The 19,739-nt window shown below is 36.6% G+C and carries 11 protein-coding genes; 8 read left to right on the top strand and 3 right to left on the bottom strand.

What is annotated here, in order from left to right; all coding sequences use genetic code 11:
* The first annotated feature begins 26 nt into the window (after positions 1-26).
* The 8 genes from ACOVQ4_RS19290 (at position 27) to ACOVQ4_RS19325 (ending at position 14,293) form a co-directional block, all read left to right on the top strand.
* Positions 27-1,412, top strand: a complete 1,386-nt coding sequence (locus tag ACOVQ4_RS19290; protein ID WP_421822240.1) for a glycosyltransferase family 2 protein — start codon at positions 27-29, stop codon at positions 1,410-1,412.
* A gap of 127 nt (positions 1,413-1,539) precedes the next feature.
* On the top strand, positions 1,540-2,250 hold the full coding sequence (locus tag ACOVQ4_RS19295; RefSeq protein WP_421822241.1) for a hypothetical protein: 711 nt from the start codon (positions 1,540-1,542) through the stop codon (positions 2,248-2,250).
* 352 nt (positions 2,251-2,602) lie between these two features.
* Positions 2,603-4,309: an ATP-binding protein gene (locus ACOVQ4_RS19300; protein ID WP_421822242.1), complete on the top strand. Its 1,707-nt coding sequence runs from the start codon at positions 2,603-2,605 to the stop codon at positions 4,307-4,309.
* A 344-nt stretch (positions 4,310-4,653) separates the two neighbouring features.
* Entirely contained in the window at positions 4,654-6,513 is a 1,860-nt protein-coding gene (locus ACOVQ4_RS19305) for a sensor histidine kinase (RefSeq protein ID WP_421822243.1), read from the top strand.
* Positions 6,513-6,914, top strand: coding sequence for a response regulator (locus ACOVQ4_RS19310; RefSeq protein WP_421822244.1), 402 nt, complete (start codon positions 6,513-6,515; stop codon positions 6,912-6,914). Before ACOVQ4_RS19305 ends, ACOVQ4_RS19310 begins: the two co-directional genes overlap by 1 nt.
* A gap of 120 nt (positions 6,915-7,034) precedes the next feature.
* The gene (locus ACOVQ4_RS19315; RefSeq protein WP_421822245.1) at positions 7,035-9,200 is read left to right on the top strand and encodes an FUSC family membrane protein; all 2,166 of its coding nucleotides are present in this window, start codon (positions 7,035-7,037) and stop codon (positions 9,198-9,200) included.
* A 322-nt stretch (positions 9,201-9,522) separates the two neighbouring features.
* A complete protein-coding gene (locus ACOVQ4_RS19320) occupies positions 9,523-12,747 on the top strand; it encodes a carboxypeptidase regulatory-like domain-containing protein (RefSeq protein ID WP_421822246.1) in 3,225 nt (1,074 codons plus the stop codon).
* Between the two features lie 208 nt (positions 12,748-12,955).
* Complete coding sequence (locus tag ACOVQ4_RS19325; RefSeq protein ID WP_421822247.1) at positions 12,956-14,293, top strand: alkaline phosphatase family protein; 1,338 nt, start codon at positions 12,956-12,958, stop codon at positions 14,291-14,293.
* A gap of 94 nt (positions 14,294-14,387) precedes the next feature.
* Here the strand turns inward: ACOVQ4_RS19325 and ACOVQ4_RS19330 are convergent, their stop codons facing one another.
* The 3 genes from ACOVQ4_RS19330 to ACOVQ4_RS19340 form a co-directional block, all read right to left on the bottom strand.
* A complete protein-coding gene (locus tag ACOVQ4_RS19330; RefSeq protein ID WP_421822248.1) occupies positions 14,388-17,762 on the bottom strand; it encodes a DEAD/DEAH box helicase in 3,375 nt (1,124 codons plus the stop codon).
* An 81-nt stretch (positions 17,763-17,843) separates the two neighbouring features.
* On the bottom strand, positions 17,844-18,698 hold the full coding sequence (locus tag ACOVQ4_RS19335) for a sugar phosphate isomerase/epimerase family protein (protein WP_421822249.1): 855 nt from the start codon (positions 18,696-18,698) through the stop codon (positions 17,844-17,846).
* 257 nt (positions 18,699-18,955) lie between these two features.
* Positions 18,956-19,708, bottom strand: a complete 753-nt coding sequence (locus ACOVQ4_RS19340) for an NUDIX hydrolase (protein ID WP_421822250.1) — start codon at positions 19,706-19,708, stop codon at positions 18,956-18,958.
* Between the last annotated feature and the right edge of the window lie 31 nt (positions 19,709-19,739).

Here is a 19,739-nt window from a genome sequence, read left to right on the forward strand (position 1 = left end):
TACAATTTGGTCTTTTTATATACTGTATGATGATTTTTTTATCATACATCCTGATGAGCATCCGTTCGTGGAAAATCCTTAAACATCACAAACAGGCCAATTTGAATATAGATTTTAACGCTTTTCGACAAAACCCCTATTTACCGTCTATATCTGTAGTAGCACCTGCGTATAACGAAGGAGTTACTATCGTCGAAAATATTCGTTCGCTTTTGTCGCTGGGTTACAACAACTTAACACTAATTATCGTCAACGATGGCAGTAAAGATGATACCCTAGAAAAGGCCATTAAATTTTATGATTTAGAAAAAGTAGATTATTATTTCGAATATCGACTACCCTGTAATGAAATCAAGGCAATCTATAAATCAAAGAACAAAGCTTTTAAAAAGCTTATAGTAGTAGATAAGGCCAATGGAGGCAAAGCCGATGCCCTCAATGCTGGAATCAATATCTCCTATTCTGATTATTTTGCCTGTGTGGATGTGGATTGTTTGTTGGAAGAGAATGCTTTCGAACACCTCATTTATCCCGTAATCAATAGCCACAAAGAAGTGGTTGCCGTTGGTGGAATCGTTTGGCTCAATAACGATGCAGAAGTGTATCATGGACACATGGTAAAACTACAAGTCCCAAACAAATTTCTACCAAGAATACAATTGATAGAATATTTTAGGGCTTTTCTATTAGGACGAACGGCCTGGAGCTCAATCAATGGATTACTTTTAATTTCGGGAGCTTTTGGTATCTTTCATCGTGAGCGAGTGATTGAGGCGGGAGGATACAACAAAAAAACCGTCGGGGAAGATATGGAGCTGGTGATTCGATTACACAAATTAATGCTAAATAAAAAACTTCCGTATGAGGTAGCGTATGTACCAACACCACTATGTTGGACAGAAGCCCCTACAACCAAAACAATCCTCTCTCGCCAAAGAAATAGATGGGCGCGGGGTACAGCCGAATGTCTGATGCTTCACCGTGATATGATTGGAAGAAAAAAATATGGAATTATTGGAATGCTAAGTTTTCCGTATTGGCTTATTGCAGAATGGTTTGGCCCCTTTATCGAAGCTTTTGGGCTCATTTTTACAGTGATAATGATTTTACTGGGGTATATCAACATCTTCTTTTTTATAGCCATGTTGGGGCTGGTGTTTTCGATGTCACTATTTTTCTCAATATTGGCCATACAGGCACAAGAAACATTCTTTAATCGATACTCAGAACCAAAAGAGGTGGGTCGACTATTCGTTACAGCGATTTTGGAGCCGTTTATCTACCATCCCCTCACGGTTTATTGGGCTATTAAAGGCAATTATGACTTATTTTTTAAGAAAACACACTCTTGGGGCGAAATGACAAGAACGGGATATGCCACCAATACAAACGCACCCAAAAAACCCGCCTAAAATAGGGGAGAATACATTTTAAAACTTAAGGGGTTGAATAATAGTGTATAAATCTATTATTCAACCCCTTAAGTTTTTCTTGTTTTCAAGCTTTCATATAAATTTGTATTATATGATACCTTAACCCATGAAAACATACCAAGAAAAACTAGAAAATCAAGAAAATGTTCAAATTGCCCTATTGTGGACTCTCCTTATCGCTATTTCAATGTTTTATGGAGCTATGAAATTGCCAATATGGCAACAAGAAACAATTACAAATAATCGAATCATTTATATACTACCCCCACCAACCAATGAGGTTGAGAATAATTCCGCGCAAAAAGTTTTTATCAAACAACCCAGACTCAAAGAGGCTACTGGCCCTGCGGCTCCAAAAAGAAAATCTACCGAGTCAGGGGGCGCAGAATCTTCATTCAAAAAAAGTAGCCCATACAAAGTACCCAATGCCAAGCTTCCAAGCTCAAACGATAACAATAAAGGATATAGTCCCAATCCAAAAGCTTTTTTGCCAGATTATGGGGTTCAAAGAGGAGACGGAAAAATTTATGGTTTAGATAATTTTTATTTATCCAGAGAACCGCTCTTTTCGGATAGGTCGGGTGAAGTGGGTAAAATAGTTTTTAAAATAACCGTTGATCAATATGGACATATCGAAAATATACAAACTATGAATACCACCATGACAAAAGGAATAACTGAACTCTACAAAAATGATATCCGAAGAGGTGCGCAGTTTTCACCCAAATTACAAGAAGGAAAAAGTGTTGGTGAATATTCGGTTGGGTATCTAACCATTACTGTTAAACTAAACGGCGTGTCAAGCACTTTGTATTGACATTCTATAAAATAAATTCATCAATGAACTATATTTTTATTAGTTTAAATAAAATATGTATTTTTACTTTTCTAAATAAGTATCTTTTATGAATTCTTCACGTATTAAATAAGTAACCCAATTAAAATAAATTTGTATTTTGTTCAAAGTACCTAGTAATTTTAATTTTAAAAATTATAACGCTGCCAAGCCCTAAGTAGTAAGTTTCGTCATGCGCCAAAGGCGAAACCCCTTGAATTGCTAAAATCTGTATAGCTATCATCAACCAACGTTGACTTAGCTGTTGAGGTCTTTGTGCATATACAAAGATAATGTTGGGTACACTACCTCAATTTTACGTAACAAACTACTTATGAAAAAACCACTCTTACCAAGCAACGAATCTGCTAGATTAGAAGCCTTGAGGAGTTATGTGATTCTCGATACCTTACCAGAAAGAGATTATGACTCAATTACTCAAATCGCTCAAGAGATTTGTCAAACTCCGATAAGCCTTATCAGCTTGATTGATAAGGATAGGCAGTGGTTTAAATCTGTGAAAGGATTAGAAGCACAAGAAACCCCGCGTGAATTATCTTTTTGCGGACATACAATACTAAACCCAAATGAACCTCTGATTGTGGAAAATGCCTCGGAGGATGAACGTTTCTTTGATAATCCTTTTGTAACCAATGACCCTGGTGTACAGTTTTATGCTGGAGTACCACTTGTTACTTCTATGGGATATGCTTTGGGTACACTTTGTGTGCTCGACAGCAAACCGCGTTCGCTGGAAGACGACCAAATTGAGGCCTTGAAAGCTCTGGCCAACCAAGTGATTAATCAATTTGAACTTCGTAAAAAAACTTTACAACTGGAAAAAATTAAGGAAGATTTAGAAATTAAAAATAAGGAACTCGAACAAGCAAAGTTGAATTTGGAGGAAGCTTTAAAGGCTAAATCGGTATTTCTATCGATGATGAGCCACGAAATCCGTACTCCTTTGCATTCTATTCTTGGAAATATCCATTTATTGCTCGAAGAACAACCCCGAAAAGAGCAAGAGGCGCCTCTGAAAGTATTAAAATTTACAGGAGAAACTCTCCTGTCGATAATCAATGATATTCTGGATTACAGCAAACTAGAGGCACAAAAAGTTCAAATCGAAAAAATTCCTTTTAATCTTATCGATTTGTTAAACAATATTGTCGAAATTAACTGGCATCGTTCGAAAGAGAAAGGAAATAAACTAATATTAGATTTGGACGCCAACATTCCTGCATTTCTGGAAGGCGACCCAACAAGATTAGTACAGGTTATCAATAATTTGGTATCTAATGCCGTTAAATTCACCAAAAACGGAGAGATAACACTCAAAGTAGGAGTCCTTGCAAAAGCAGAAAAAGAAGTCGAACTTAAATTTGAAGTAATTGATACGGGCATTGGTATCTCAGAAGATTCATTACCTAATATCTTTGATGAGTTTGCTCAAGCTTCAGCCCTTACTACTCGGCAATTTGGGGGCACCGGACTCGGTCTCGCCATTATTAAACGTATTTTGCAGTTATTCGATAGTGAAATTTACGTAACTAGCAAACTGAATGAAGGTTCTAATTTTTATTTTACTATCAAATTCAACATCGCCGAAAATCAAAACTACTCGATTAAGGAGTTAACCGACTTCGATTTTAGAGGATATCAAGTACTTGCAGTGGATGATAATGAAATCAATCTAAAGATTATTGCTAGGAATTTGCTCAAAAAAGGAATTAATGTAGACACAACGGCTTCTCCACTTGAGGCTCTTCAACTTATTTCATCAGGCAAAAACTACGATTTGGCCATCATTGATTTACAAATGCCCGAAATGAACGGCTTCGAGCTTAGCAAAGAGATTCGAAAAATTAATCAAACCCTGACTATTATCGCTAGCTCGGCAGACAATAATTCTGAAACAATCAAAGAGGCATTCGAGATAGGAATGAATGACTATCTACTCAAGCCTCATACAGCCGAAGAGCTTTATTTACTTTTGGCAAAACATCTTCGTTATCAACACGACCAAATAATCAATACTTAGTGAAGATTTTGGTATTATGTCTATAATTGACGAAATTCGTAATCGGTTTGTATAAATGGGTTACGAATTTTTTCAAATTTATACAAATTAAATCTGATGTGCTTCTATCAAAACTTTATTTATTCTTGAATTTTACCCATATACAATTTCTAGTAAAATTCATTTTTCTACAAATATAGACGAATGTCTATCCGTAAAAATATTATAGCAACTGAATCAGTAGCCAATAAATAAGCTTATGCTTCGTTTATTTCATTTTGTAATGAAATAATTCCTATCCACTATCTGAAAACTTCCTAAAACTTACAATTGAATTTTTGATTTGAGTAAAACCACACTTTGTTATGAAAACAATCCAAGAGTCTTGGAGTCAGGATGGATATTTAGATATTCCTAACTTTTGGGCATGGGACTTAAAAAGCAATACCTTTTCTATTTCGGATAACGTAAATGCTGTTTTAGCTCTTCCTTCCCAAACAATTAACAGTTTAGATACGCTTAAAAAACGCTTATTTTCGGTAGATAGTAAGTGGCTTGAGATTGACTATATAAAAGAATTTACTCATCATAAAGACTACTTTGAGAGAAAGATTAGACTTTATAATGTAGAAAACAAATTTCAATTTTTTCAAATAAATGGGTACGTAGTAGCTCGCGATGAAAAACACAATGCTACACAAATAAAAGGTACTTTTACGCATTTTTCCTATTTGGTCGAACACCCAGAAATAGTGCCCAAAGCGCCTCACCAAGCATCCGAATTTGAATCCATAATAGCTGGAATCGAGGCAGGAATATGGAATTGGGACCTTCAATTTGATACAATATGGTGGTCAAGTAAATTTTATCAATTACTCGGATACAATAACGATGAAATTCCGTCGTCTTTCAACACTTTTTTCAACACAATCCTTCATCAGGACGACAAGGACAAAGTTGAACAATTATTGTGGGAGCACCTTTATCAGCGCAAACCCTACAAATTGGAAGTTAGACTTCTTACCAAAGAAGGAGAATATAAGTGGTTTCAAACCTCAGGACAAGCCATTTGGGACACCGAAGGAAAGCCCGTTAAAATGGCTGGGTCGATTATAGATATCAACGAAAAGGTAAATAACCGTATTTCGGTCTTAAAAAGTGAATTTTTATTAAATGAATCTTCAAAACTTGCACGTATAGGTGCATGGGAAGTAGATTTAAAAACGCGCAAAGTATCTTGGTCTGATAGTACGAAGGCAATTCATGAGTTTCCTGTCGAAATGGCCATACCCTCCCTAGAAGAGGCATTTCAATACTATCCAGAACAATCAAGGGAACTCATTGCGAAGGCTTTTGACGAAACCGTAATCACTGGGAAAGTATTCGATATTAATTGTGAGTTTATTACACATTTGCAAAATATAATTTGGGTAAGAGTAATAGGAAGCCCATTATTCGATGCTCAAAACAATATTATCGGCGTTCGTGGAGTAATAAAAGATATTCATGAGGAAAAGCAAAAAGAACTTTTTTTACAAGAATCTTTAAAAATCATCCATGAACAAAACAAAAAATTGCTAAATTTTGCTCATATTGTGTCGCATAATCTAAGGTCGCATACTGGCAACCTCGAAATGATTAGCAATCTAATAGAAGAATGTAACTCAGAGCAAGAACAAAATCTCTTGTTAGACAATGTTCAGCAAATCTCAAAGCAATTGAGTGAAACAATTGCTCAATTGAACGAAGTGCTCATAATACAGTCGCAAGTTCAGCAACCAAAAGTTAGCATTCATTTTGAAGAGGTTTTTCAAAAAGTCAAAAATCAACTTCAAGATGAATTAGCACTAAGCAAGGCAAATATAGAAGCAAATTTTGAGGCTTGCGAAGATGTACTATATATTCCTGCCTATTTGGAAAGTATCTTCTTCAATCTTCTTGCCAATGCTATTCAATTTCGAAAGCTAGAAATACAACCACTAATCACAATTTCTACAAAAATTGAGAACCATAAAACCGTACTCGAAATCAAGGATAATGGTGTAGGAATCGATCTAGAAAAATATAAATTTAAGCTTTTTGGCATGCATAATACCTTTCATAAAAACACTAGTGGAAAAGGATTTGGATTGTTTTTAATCAAAAATCAATTGGATCTAATGGGTAGTGAGATAGAGGTAATAAGTCAAGAACACATTGGTACAACATTTAAGATTACATTTTGATGAAACCTGTAGAAACTATTTGTGTCATAGATGACGACAACATTTATGGCTTTTGGGTAAAAAAATTATTGGTCTCCAAGAACTTTTGTAAAAGCTTAATCATTTTCGAAAATGGCTTAGCAGGTTTCAATTATTTCAATGAGCTCAAGGATGCTGATGGAGTAATTCCCGATTTGATTTTATTAGACATAAATATGCCAGTCATGGACGGATGGGAGTTTTTGGAAGAGTTTTCCAAAATAAAGGAGAAATTTGATAAGGATATTCCGATTTATGTCGTAAGCTCATCGATAAATCCAGCCGATATAGAACGAGCAAAGGGATTTGAGGAAGTAAACGGATTTATTACAAAACCATTAACTTTTGATAATTTGAAACAAATCAAGTTATTCCAAGATTAAATAAAGAAAAGGGTATTTTGTAGCGAAATACCCTTTTTCTTTGTAAAATAGTTGTGTATTCATAAAGCCAAAACCTACCATTGAATATAGTACGAATAAGTAATCTTAATCTTGAATATTATGCTCAATAGTGCACAAAGACCAACCAACGAAATCAAGCATTTCGTCCTAAGCTCTTATTTTGGAGATGGGCTTCGTATCACCTTTGGGGTTTTGTTTCCAAGTCTTTTTATGCTTGAGTTTGACCGAATCAATATTGGCATAACTATTTCTTTGGGAGCCTTGTGTGCTAGCGTGGTAGATTCGCCCGGGCCGATTGTTCATAGACGAAACGCAATGCTAACAACCACTGGTATTGTGGCCTTGGTAGCATTATTAGTAGGATTTGCGAATCTCTCTATTCCAATTTTGGGTCTACTAATTACTTGTTTTAGTTTTCTTTTCTCGATGTTTTATGTCTATGGGCTACGTGCTGCATCAATCGGTACAGCAGCACTACTCGTAATGACACTCAGTATAGGCGATATCCGTCCACTTCCAGAAATCATGATGCATCCTGTGTATATTTTGTCGGGTGGATTGTGGTATACTGCCCTAAGTTTATCGTTGTACCGAATCATGCCTTATCGTATTGCACAACAATCGCTAGGAGATTCAATCGTAGAAGTAGCAAAATTCATGAAGATAAAAGCCTCATTTTATGATGAAGGTGTTGATTACGATGAGAACTACAAAAAGCTAATAGAAGCACAAATTAGTGTAAATGAAAAGCAGGACGCCACGCGCGAAATGCTTTTTAAAACAAGAGAGATTGTTCGAGAGTCTACACAAGAAGGCCGCTTTTTGGTAATTGTATTTGTAGATATAATCGATTTGTTTGAGCAAATTATGTCTACTTTTTACAATTATCAAAATCTTCACAAGCAGTTTGATAGTGTAGGTATTCTCAATAAGTACAAAGATATTCTGACCTTGCTGGCAGATGAACTAGAGAAGATTGGATACGACCTCAAAATGGGAACAACGCCGCATCTTTCGCCGATGATTCCTCGAAAACTACAAGATTTACACCTCGCTGTGTTGGATTTGGAAGCGCAGGCCGAAGAACATAGCTTTACAGCACTGAGTATCGGCGCACTCAAAAATATAGAAGTTAATATAAAGAATATCTTTTCAAGGCTAAAAAAAATAGTTGGCAATTTTAAGAATAGAAAGAAAAAAACGCTTACATCCAGCGATTTGGCTACCGACCAATTTATTTCTCACCAAGAGTTTGAGCCTAAGATTTTTCGAGAAAACCTAACCTTCGATTCGGAGATATTTCGACATTCCTTACGAGTGGCATTAGTCATGCTAGTTGGTTTTATCATTGCTCAATCTTTTGAGTTTTTGCATAGCAATTGGATTTTGCTCACCATTATGGTAATCATGAAGCCTGCCTTTAGCCTCACAAAGGAGCGTAACTATCATCGATTAATTGGAACGATTGTCGGGGCAATTTTTGGTTTATTAATCCTTTCCTATCAACATAACAAAAATGTATTGTTTGCCATTTTGTTACTTTGTATGCTCGGCGCATATAGTTTCCAGCGAAAAAACTATGTAGTGAGTGTATTGTTTATGACCCCATTTGTACTTATTCTTTATGATTTCTTAGGTATGGGGAATATTTCGATACTCGAAGAAAGAGTAATGGATACCTTTATTGGTGGTGGTATTTCGTTTATAGCAAGTTATTTTTTATTCCCAAGTTGGGAAAAAGAAAAGCTCCAGAAGGTCTTAATCGATATGTTGAAGGCCAATTTAGAATATTTCAGACAAGTAAGAGGCTTGTATTTAGGGAATCAATTTCATTATTTGCCTTACAAATTAGCGCGCAAAGATGTATATGTCAAAACGGCCAACTTGGCATCGGCATTTCAAAGGATGTTCTCTGAACCCAAAAGTAAGCAAACGAGTATTAAGGAAGTTCATAAATTTTCGGTACTGAATCACCTTTTTGCCTCCTATACCGCCACTCTAGGGCTTTATGTAACCGAGCATTTTCAGGAAATTCCAGATTTTGACAATCTTCAGTTAGTGGGTGATAATACCGAAACCATGCTTGAGAAGGGTATTGAAATACTGGAAGGTAAAGAACTAGACTTAAGTTCTATTACCTTGATTCAACCTAAAACCTTGCTCAAAGACGACGAAGAAACGATTCTTCTCATCCCCGAGCAATACATAAACCTTCAGAAAGCCGCTTATGATATTTTGAAGATTACTTCAAAAATTAATTTGTAGAAAACTATCGGCACAAAATTTGTAAAAACTACAACGTAAATATGTTTGATGTCCTATTACTTATTGAAATTTGATTGGTGTCAGAACATATCTAACGCTGTTATAAGATTCCTCACTTCGGTGGGGATTTTTTATTTTACTCCGAACCATTAAAAATATTTTACCTAAACAATATCAAATCATACCTATTAAGTCACTAAAAATCATGGTTTTTAAAATGGAGGTTACCTCAAAATGAAAATTTGTTCATATTAGAAAAAGCAGATAAAGAGCATAAAATGTCGTCATACTTTTGTGGCCTCAACAAAACACATACATGTTTATGCTCACGTTTACTACTTTAAAAAAGTATTCAAATCTTCTAAAACAGCTAAAAACTATCCTTACTTTTTTAGGGCTGTTTATCTCATTTAATTCATTTTCACAAGGTACAGACGCCACCATTTTAGGAAAAATTACTGATGAAAGTGGCGAGATTATGCCAGGCGTTTCTGTTAAAGTCCGAAATGAATCAACAGGCTTTCAGACTGGAACTGTCACCAATGCGCAGGGTGAATTCCAGATTCAACAGCTTCCTTTGGGTAAGCCTTACTCGGTTACGATTTCATTTGTTGGATATCAAACAACCAAGTTCACAGATTATGCTTTAAATCAAGGCGATAAGTTGAGAGTAAATGCTCAATTAAAGCAAAGCAATACAGAACTGAAAGAAGTTGTAGTAAGCGCCAATTTTGTCAACAAAGAAACCGAACGTGCTGGAGCAGCTATCGCTGTGACCTCTCTTCAGATGAAGCAATTGCCTATGGAAGGACGAAACTTTACGGCTCTAACGGCATTGTCTCCACTCCAAGGTAAAAATGGTAGCTTTGGTGGCCAGCGCAGCTCTTCGACCAACGTAACCATGGACGGTGTAAATGCTCGTAATATGTACACCAACGGCGCAATCGGTAATGGACCTTATACTATTTCACAAGAAGCAATTCGTGAGTATCAGGTTTCAACCAATAACTACGACGTCACACAGGGTCGTCAAGGGGGCGGTTCGGTGAATGCTGTTACCAAAAATGGTACAAACAAAACAGAAGGTTCGGCCTTTTTCTTCCAACGTGCCAATCAAGCAACATTTTTAGGAAATAAGCTTTTTCCTTTGGCTAGTGAGTACAATATCAACGGAACTCCACGTACTACAGTTTTTGACCAAAAACAATATGGCTTTTCATTGGGTGGAGCTATCGTAAAAGATAAACTTCACTACTTCGTAGCTTATGACCGTCAGACAGAAACGATTCCTTACCAGATTGCGCCAGTGTATAACCAAACACAGGAACAAAACTTTGGGATTACCAAAGAAAATTTGGATAAGTTAATCGAGGTAGCAAGAGCAAAATATGGTATGAAAAACACCCAACAGTATGGTGATTTTTCGAGACAAACCGAAGCGAATGCACTTTTTGCCCGATTAGATTGGCAGATTAATGATAAAAATAAACTTACTTTCCGTAATAACCTTACTACATGGTTTAGTCCGAATTCTACTTCTGATAACTCCAATATTAACCTACTCGAAAGCTGGATTGGATTTAAGTCACTCGAAAACAGCACATTAGTCTCTCTTCGTTCTTCATTGAGTCCAGATATAACCAATGAGCTAAAAGTACAATTCCAAACTGTAGCTCGCGATTATATTGTCAATGACGATTTACCAAGTGCCAATATTCCAAGAGCTATCATTACCGTTCGCTCGGTGATTCCAACGGCTAGTAATCCGAGTGCGACACAAACTAGAACCGTACAGTTTGGTGGACAACGTTTTGGTACTGAAACAACAAGAGATAAAACAATCCAATTGGCCAATACAACCTATTTGCGCAAGGGTGCCTTCAACTACAAATTCGGTACTGACAATATGTTGACGTTTTTGAATTCAACAATTGTGAACGAAATGAACGGTCGCTTTTTCTTCAACAGTTTACAAGATTTTATTGACCAAAAGCCAAGTCGTTATGCGAGAGAAGTACCCTTGGTTAATCCAGCGGTTAAACAATCATTGCTTGACTTAGCGCTATTTGCGCAAGTTGATTTTAACCCAACACCCAATTTGAGTGCCATGCTTGGTTTGCGTTATGATGCTACAATTTTCTTCCGTCAGGGCGATGCAAATCCTAAGACCGAAACAAGTTTAGGTATCAAAACAAACAATACTTTAGCTGATTATAACAATATCCAACCTCGTTTCCAGTTGACATGGGACGTAAAAGGTCGCCAAAAAGATATTGTTAAGTTGGGTGGTGGTATTTTCTCAGCACAACCAGTTTCATACTTGCAATTGAACAATATCCAAAACAGTGGTACGATGGTAGGCTCAATTGACATTTCAGGTGCTGGTGTTCCATTCCCTGATTTTGTTTCGTATCGCAACAATCCATCTACGACACCTGGCATTCCTGCGGGAGCAAGCTATGTATCTACAATCAACGCAGTAAGCAAGGATTTCCAAGTACCTTCTATTTACAAAATGAACCTTTCGTATAATAGATTTTTCAACGAAAGATTTAGAGCTGGGGTAAATTTACTTTGGTCAAAAACTGTCAACAACTATGTATATTATGACCGAAACATTGTTGACGAGCCTTATTTCAGACTGAGTAACGAAGCTAACCGTGGTGTTTACGTTCCTGCTAATACCATTCCTGCCAATGGCTCAACAGACTGGACTCAAGGTAGAAAAGATAAAAATCTTGGTCGTGTGTTAGAATTAGAGTCGACAGGTGTATTAGACCAATACGCTATTGTGTTGGACGCAAGTATGAAAATCGGCCAAGATGGCTATTTATCAATTAGTTACACCAAAAATGACACAAAAGATAATACCTCTTTCAACTGTTGTGTAGCTAATACTTCGACCTTCAGACCAGTTGTAGACGACCCTCGTGACCAAACAGTATCATACTCTGATGACCAATTTTCAGACAAATTAGTGATTTCGGCGGCTACTCCAAGCGTAAAAGGATTCCAATTAGGTGCTATCCTCAATGGTGTTGGAGGTACACGCTACTCATTCATGGTAGGTGGTAATAAAAGTTTGAATGGTGACTTCGTATTAACAAATGACTTAGCTTTTGTATTTGATCCAAATAACCCAAGCGTTCCAGAACCAATCAGAAAAGGTATTCAAGGATTATTGGATAACCCAGAAGTAACGGAAAGTGTTAAAAACTATATCAGACAAAACATTGGTAAAGTAGCAGAGCGTAATGGTGGTGTCAATCCATTTTACTATACCGTTGATTTGCGTTTAACAAAAGATATAAAAATTCTTAGTAGAACGCTATCTGTATCTGCCGACTGCTTCAACTTTATGAACCTTTTGGATAAAACTCAAGGTGTAAGTTATAACCATGGTAATATCAACTTGGTAACGATGACTGGTTTTGATCAAACCACTAAAAACTATACTTACACTGTGGAAAGTGGCGCTGGTCGTAAGCAATCAACCGCAGGCGGAACTCCTTGGCGTATTCAACTTGGTTTAAGATACGCATTCTAGTGAGCGTGAATTATGAATTATTAATCGTGAATTGTGAACTCATCATATCTTACCAAGTTGTCAATTTGACTTTAAGATTAAAATTCTGATAATTAGATATTTATAATCACAATTCATCATTCCCAATTCAGCACTAATACTCCTTCAGGCTGTTAGGTCAGATGGATGCTCTAACAGCCTTTTTTATCCTACCTTTAAATATCCAAAAATGAAAAAAGCTATTTTTCTAATGTTATTGTTGACCACGGTTTCGATAACATTTGCCCAAAAATCAAAGTATGTTGTTGTTATTAGTATTGACGGTTTTCGTCCAGACTTTTATCGTCAGGCTGAGTGGCCTACGCCAAACCTTCATGAAATGGCTCAACAAGGTGCCTCTTCGGATGGTGTAAGAGGTGTATTTCCGACTGTTACCTATCCTTCGCATACTACGATTGTGACAGGAGTTTTACCTAATAAACACAAGATTTTTCATAATACTCCATTCGAGCCAACAGGACAAACTGGTCGTTGGAACTGGGAAAACAACTTGATTAAATCAGAAACCATCTGGGATGCAGCACATAAAAAAGGGCTTAAAACAGCCTCTATCCACTGGCCTGTAACAGTGGGTACACAAACCGTAGATTATAATATTCCAGAAACTGAAATTGAAAAAAATGTAGCAGATCCATTGATTCAAATGCGCAAATTTGCAAAACCACAAGGGTTGTTTGAAGAAATTGAACGTGAAGCAACAGGCAAATTAACTGCCAAAGCGATGGATAGCGATTACTTGACAATGGATGAAAATATTGCAAGAATGGCAGCTTACGTATTGGAAAAATACAAACCAAATTTGACGACTGTACACATTTTCAACCTAGACCATTTTGAACATAAAGAAGGTCGTAATGGTCCAAGTGTCATGAGAGCTATCGCAGGTGCTGACCGTGCTGTAGGTAAAATTATGGAAGCTGCCGAACGTGCAGGTATCAAGGATAGTACTACATTTTTGATTGTCGGTGATCATGGATTTGTGAATATTCATGCACAACTTTCTCCTAATACATGGCTTGTAAAAGCTGGTTTGATGGAAAAAAAGAAAGATAGAGGAAATTGGAAAGCCACTTTCCACCCACAAGGCGGAATGGCATTTTTGTATTTGAAAGATAAAAAAGACCAACAAACACTTAAGCAGGTTCAACAAATCTTGGCAGATTTGCCAGCTAGCACCAAGAAGTTATTCGATATTGTAAAGCCAGAAGATTACCAAGCTATTGGCGCTGACCCAGAAGCAGCTCTTGCACTGACAGCCAAACAAGGATTTTCGTTTTCAGATTCTTTTGAAGAACCATTCTTAAAACCAGCCAAAGGTGGAACTCATGGCTATTTTCCAAATTTCAAAGAAATAGAAACTGGATTCATCGCTTACGGCGCTGATATAAAATCTGATGTGGTAATTCCAACGATGGGACTCGAAGATATTGCGCCAATTGTGGCAAAATTGTTGGGACTCTCAATGACTAATCTTGACGGTGTTTTGTATCCAAGTGTAATAAAGTAAGTTTTAAGAAAAAATGCAAAGGCACTGAAACATAAAATGATTGTTTTAGCACCTTTGCATTTTTACAAGATTGTTTTTTAACAAAAAATCCTATCTATCCATGTTTTAGCAAGTTCAACAAATCATCTTTTGTCATACTTTGTAACATATCTTGGTCAGTTTTAATAAGCTCATTCGCCAAATGTTGTTTATTAGACTGCAATGTCATCATTTTTTCTTCAATTGTATCTGGACAAATCAAACGAACAGCTACCACATTTTTTTGCTGTCCTATTCGATACACTCGGTCAATCGCCTGATTTTCTACGGCAGGATTCCACCAAGGATCTATCAAATATACATAGTCGGCTTGGGTAAGATTAAGCCCTATTCCACCAGCCTTTAAGCTTATCAGAAATACCCTAATTTGGTCATCATTCTGAAATTGCTCCACCACCTTTGAGCGATTTGTGGTCTGTCCTGTCAGATAACTAAAAGGGATATCTCGAAGTTGCAATTCTTTCTTGACCAACTCCAACATCTCTACAAACTGTGAAAAAACCAATATTTTATGCTTCGGAGATTTGTTTTCTATCTCTTCAATCAAAACTTGCAATTTGGCTGATTCATGTCCATAAAACTCTTCATCACTGAGCAAGGCAGGCGAGTTACATATCTGGCGGAGTTTAGTCAAACCTTGTAAAATATGTAATCTTTCTTTCGGAATATCCCCTTCTTTTTTTGTATTCAAATAATCCCAAAACTCTCGCTCATAAGCTTCATAAACCCTTCTTTGCTCGGTGCTCATTTCACAGTAAAGTACCATTTCAGTTTTTTCGGGAAGTTCTTTGGCTACCTGTTGTTTGGTTCTTCGAAGGACGAATGGCTTGATTTTTTGTTGTAATTCTTGAGCCCTTGACAAGTCTTTAAACTTATCAATTGGCATAGAATAATATTCTTTGAAGAATCGCTTTGTTCCTAAAAGTCCTGGACAAGCAAAAGAAAACTGTGCATAAATATCGAAGGTATTATTCTCAATGGGCGTACCTGTCATCACCAAACGATGTCGACTTTGCAACATACAAACAGCCTTATATCGCTGTGATTCAGGGTTTTTGATAGCTTGGGACTCATCCAAAACAATATAATTAAACAGGTATTTTCGTAAAAACTTTACATCAGACAAAAGTGTATGATAGGTCGTAATAACAACATCATATTCCTCAAAACCAATTGTATTTTCAGGACGATTGGGGCCGTGCATGACTAGCACTTTTAAAGTAGGCGCAAACTTTTCAATTTCTTTTAACCAGTTAAAAATCAAAGTAGTAGGCACAACCACCAAATTTGTTTTAAGCGTACTTTTTTCTTTTTGCCATAAAAATAAAGCTAATACCTGAAGCGTTTTGCCCAAACCCATATCGTCGGCTAATACGCCTCCTAAACACAACTGATTCAAATAAGCCAGCCAATTCAAACCCTCAGATTGATAACTCCGCAACTGAGCATGAAGTAAAGAGGTAACTTGGATAGGCTCTATCTTGTCAAGATTTTCAATCTTATCTTTAAAGTCTTGACTTAAAGCTTTGACTTCTTGCGTCAACATTTCGGCATCAAAAAGTTCTTCAAGACTTCCCAAACGGGATTGTGGAACTCGCAAAGTTTCTTCGACTATTTCCCCAGCTTGAAAATACTCCGCAAATTTAGCAACCCATGACTCAGGCAAAATACCCAAAGAGCCATCGTCGAGAGTAACATATTTTTCTTTGTTTTTAATTGTTTTCTGTAGGTGCTTCAACGAAACTCTCTGTTTCCCAAACTGAATTTTGATAGTCGTATCAAACCAATTCATACCCGAATTAACCACCACACTCACGTTAGCCTTATGCGCACTTAATCTACTTTTCTTAAATTCATTAAATCCTAGAATTTTGATTTGTTGTTCTCGCCAAACCTCAAACGCATCCAAAAACCATTCATTTTCTAAAAATCTTTTTCGGTGTAAATAAAAACTTTCCTGATATAATTGCTCTTCAAAATCTGGATGTTGTCTGATTAATATTCCCAAAAAACGTTGTTCTTCAGGCTCATTACGAGGGAGGGTAAAAGGCTTGCCTTTTCGGTCAATGGCATAAAGTTGTTTTTTGGACAAAACAGGAATTTCTACTTCGCCATAAACCATCGTTGGCGTCAGCAAGATATAATCCTCATATTCAGACAAATAAATCATCTTAACCAAAGCTTGATTGAGATTTACCTCCTGAATTTGCTCAGGACTTGCTGGTTTTAAATAGGAATATTTGACACGAACATGTCTTTCAAGTGGGTCGAGAATCTCCTTTTGAAACTCTGTATATTTTGATTCATGCAAGACGAGGTAATAATTATGTCTTCTAAAAAAGGAAATTACTTTGAGAAAATGAAGATTATCTACCAAATACATCGTTTGATGAATTTGAATAAAATAGCCATATTTTAAAGTCAAATCTTGCAGAGGATATACCTGTCCGTTTACTTGAAGGTATACCTTTATTTCATACATCTCATTTTGCTGAAAGACCTCCAACTGTAACTCGATGGGAAGCGTACTCAATTGCACAGGCACAATCGACTGTGAGGCAATATTGACAGAAGTTTTATGATTATGATAAAAAATCGGTAAAGCCAAAGGATTTTTGACAAGTGCTTTCAAACTAGCTAAATCCTCTTCGGGAGGCGTCTGCTCATAATTATGCTGAAAGCGAGCCACAGCCATAAAAAACTTCAATACGTCGGGTTGGTCAATTTGCCAAATTTTATCTAGTGGCGCTCTTGAAATCAATGGATTTTTAGGTTTTCCCTCCTTGGTAAAATCAGCTTGATATAGCTCTAAATGAAAGTGATCAAAGTATTTATGCAATTTAAAAACTACAATCAGATTTTCATGTCCTTGTGTATTAGACAAATGTTGCCAATGATTTGCCGACAATAATTGGTCTTGCAAAGCCACCTTAGTATCGTTTGTAAAGGCAAAAAGGGCAGGATTTTTGGGTAGAATATGTGTTTGTTTTTCCTGATAAAGTAAACGAAAATACTTCATCAAATCAGGTTCAGCTTCCAAACCATAATCATAAGCTTTGGCGCGTACCTTTCTAAAACGTAAGGCATCGTCAAAGAAAATCAATAAATCTTGGTGCTTCTGAATATTGTGCAAAGCCTGCGCTTGATGAGGACACATTTTAACTTTGGAGGACTCACAATTACAATGGGTTTGTAACAAATCACCCACTAAATTAACTTGTACCAAATAGCCCATCGGATGTTCAAACACAACCCAATTAATTTCGATATGACCAACTGGTAAATCAAAAAAGCCCCTGATACTTGTATCAGGGACAGATTCGCTATGTTGAATTATCAAAATTTCGTTGAGGAGATGGATACTAAAAGCAGGAATCGTATAAACATTTCGAGGGTCATTCGCAAAAGCCGAACGGTGTACTGAATTCATCACAAAGTCTGTTGGATTGAGCTACATAGTTACAGTTTTTTTGTGAAAATCGCAAAGCAACACCTATCTCAACACTCTGACTTATTCTTTCAAGCTTTTCAAATAGGCAATACTTTGTGGCACTTGAATATTTTGGATAGGGCTTTCGTCTTCGATAAAATAGTGCTTAATTCCTAGTTTTTTAGCCTTTCTGATAATACCCGCCACGTCGATTTGCCCAGTGCCTAAAGTCACATCATTGGTTACGGGAGTCGAACCAGAATGATTTCCTTGTACGCCCTTACGTAAATCTTTTACATGTAGCATTTTGAATCTGGTGGGATACTTGTCCAAAAGTCCTTCGGGATTGGCGCCACCATGAAACGCCCACAACATATCTAGCTCAAAAGAAACGTACTTAGGATTAGTGCGTCGAGCTATAAAGTCAAACAGCGTTCCGTCCTGATACGGAATAAACTCATATCCATGAATATGATAACAAAAAGTAATACCATTTTCAGCCAAAACTTTTCCAACTTTATCAAAATCTTCTACCGCTTGTTGTGCTTCAAAAATATCAAAATCATCTTTGTGAGGTATCCATGCCACCATCACATATTTAGCTCCTAGCTTTTTGGCATTTTCAACCACACTCATAGGATTTGCAACAATCTCTTCATACCCAGCACCTGTCGAAGGAACCTTTATATTCCTCTCTTTCAATAATTTAAGATACTCCGTTGCTTCCATTCCTTTTGGGACATTCCCTTCGAGTTCGGTGATTCCTAATGCTTTGATTGTATCGAGCGTTGCAGTGATTCCATTAGGAAAGCTATTTCGAAAAGTATATGCCTGCGCACCAATAGGAAAGGTATAAAGTTTTTTAGTTTTTTGTCCAAACGTGTTTAAGCCTAAAAGCAAAAACAACAAAAGCTGTAAATGCGAAATTTTTCTCATAATTAATCAGGGATTTTGAAAGGGTAAGTACAGTAAGTTTTCCGCAAATTACTCTTTATTATTTAATACTTTATCTTGATTAAGTATTAAATAAAATTCCCCTTGTTAATCTATGTCCCAAGGTATTTTTCTTCAATCCTCTGTCTAATATTGAGAAACGCTTTTTTACCTAAATTAGCACTAAAGGTAAAAAATCAGGGTGAACCTAGCAAAATCAACTTGTTCTTTCTTAATACAAGAAACTAATAATCAGAAACTTACAACGCATCAGCAATCTCCACAGATGGCGCTTTGAACTTGTATAGATAAGGAGCTTTATTTGCAGCACCAGTATATAGTTTTTCGATTCTCTCCAAGATATCCATACTAAGCATTTTTCGCTGAAAATTATTTCTGCGAAGCGGATACCCCAAAACGGTCTCATAAAGACTTTGGAGTTCGGGCATGGTAAAGGTTTCGGGCAATAGGTTAAAACCTACCAGTTTGGTATCTAAATTGGCACGAAGACTTTCCAAGGCCTTGTCAATCATTTGACGATGGTCAAAAATCATTGGGGGCAAATCCTTTAAATCAAACCATGCAGCCTTGTCGCTGAAGGAATCTGGTGTTGGATTTACTTTTGAAAAATCTACCAAAGCATAATAGCCAATCGATACGAAACGCTTGTTGAGCCAAGAATTTCTAAATTCCTCTGTATGTCCAAAATCAAGAATATCTGCCAAGGTATTGTTCTTGGAGCGCTCTTCATGACCAAATGTATGGTATTGCTCCAAATAGATGTTTTCTAACCCTGTTCTTTCTCTTAAAATCCTCAATGCCGCTGGGTCGATACCCTCATCCATCCGAACAAAACCACCCGATAAACTCCACACACCCGAATCATGAACCCTCAAAAGCAAGACTTTTAACTGGTCTTGGTGAAAACCAAAAATGACACTATCTATTGATAGATGGGGAATAAAATTTTGTTTATTTTCCAAAAAACCATTCAAATCAATTTTTCTCTTCATGTGATACCTTCTACTTTTTAATTCGTAACTA

This window comes from Flectobacillus sp. (assembly GCF_049240685.1).
Taxonomy (GTDB): domain Bacteria; phylum Bacteroidota; class Bacteroidia; order Cytophagales; family Spirosomataceae; genus Flectobacillus.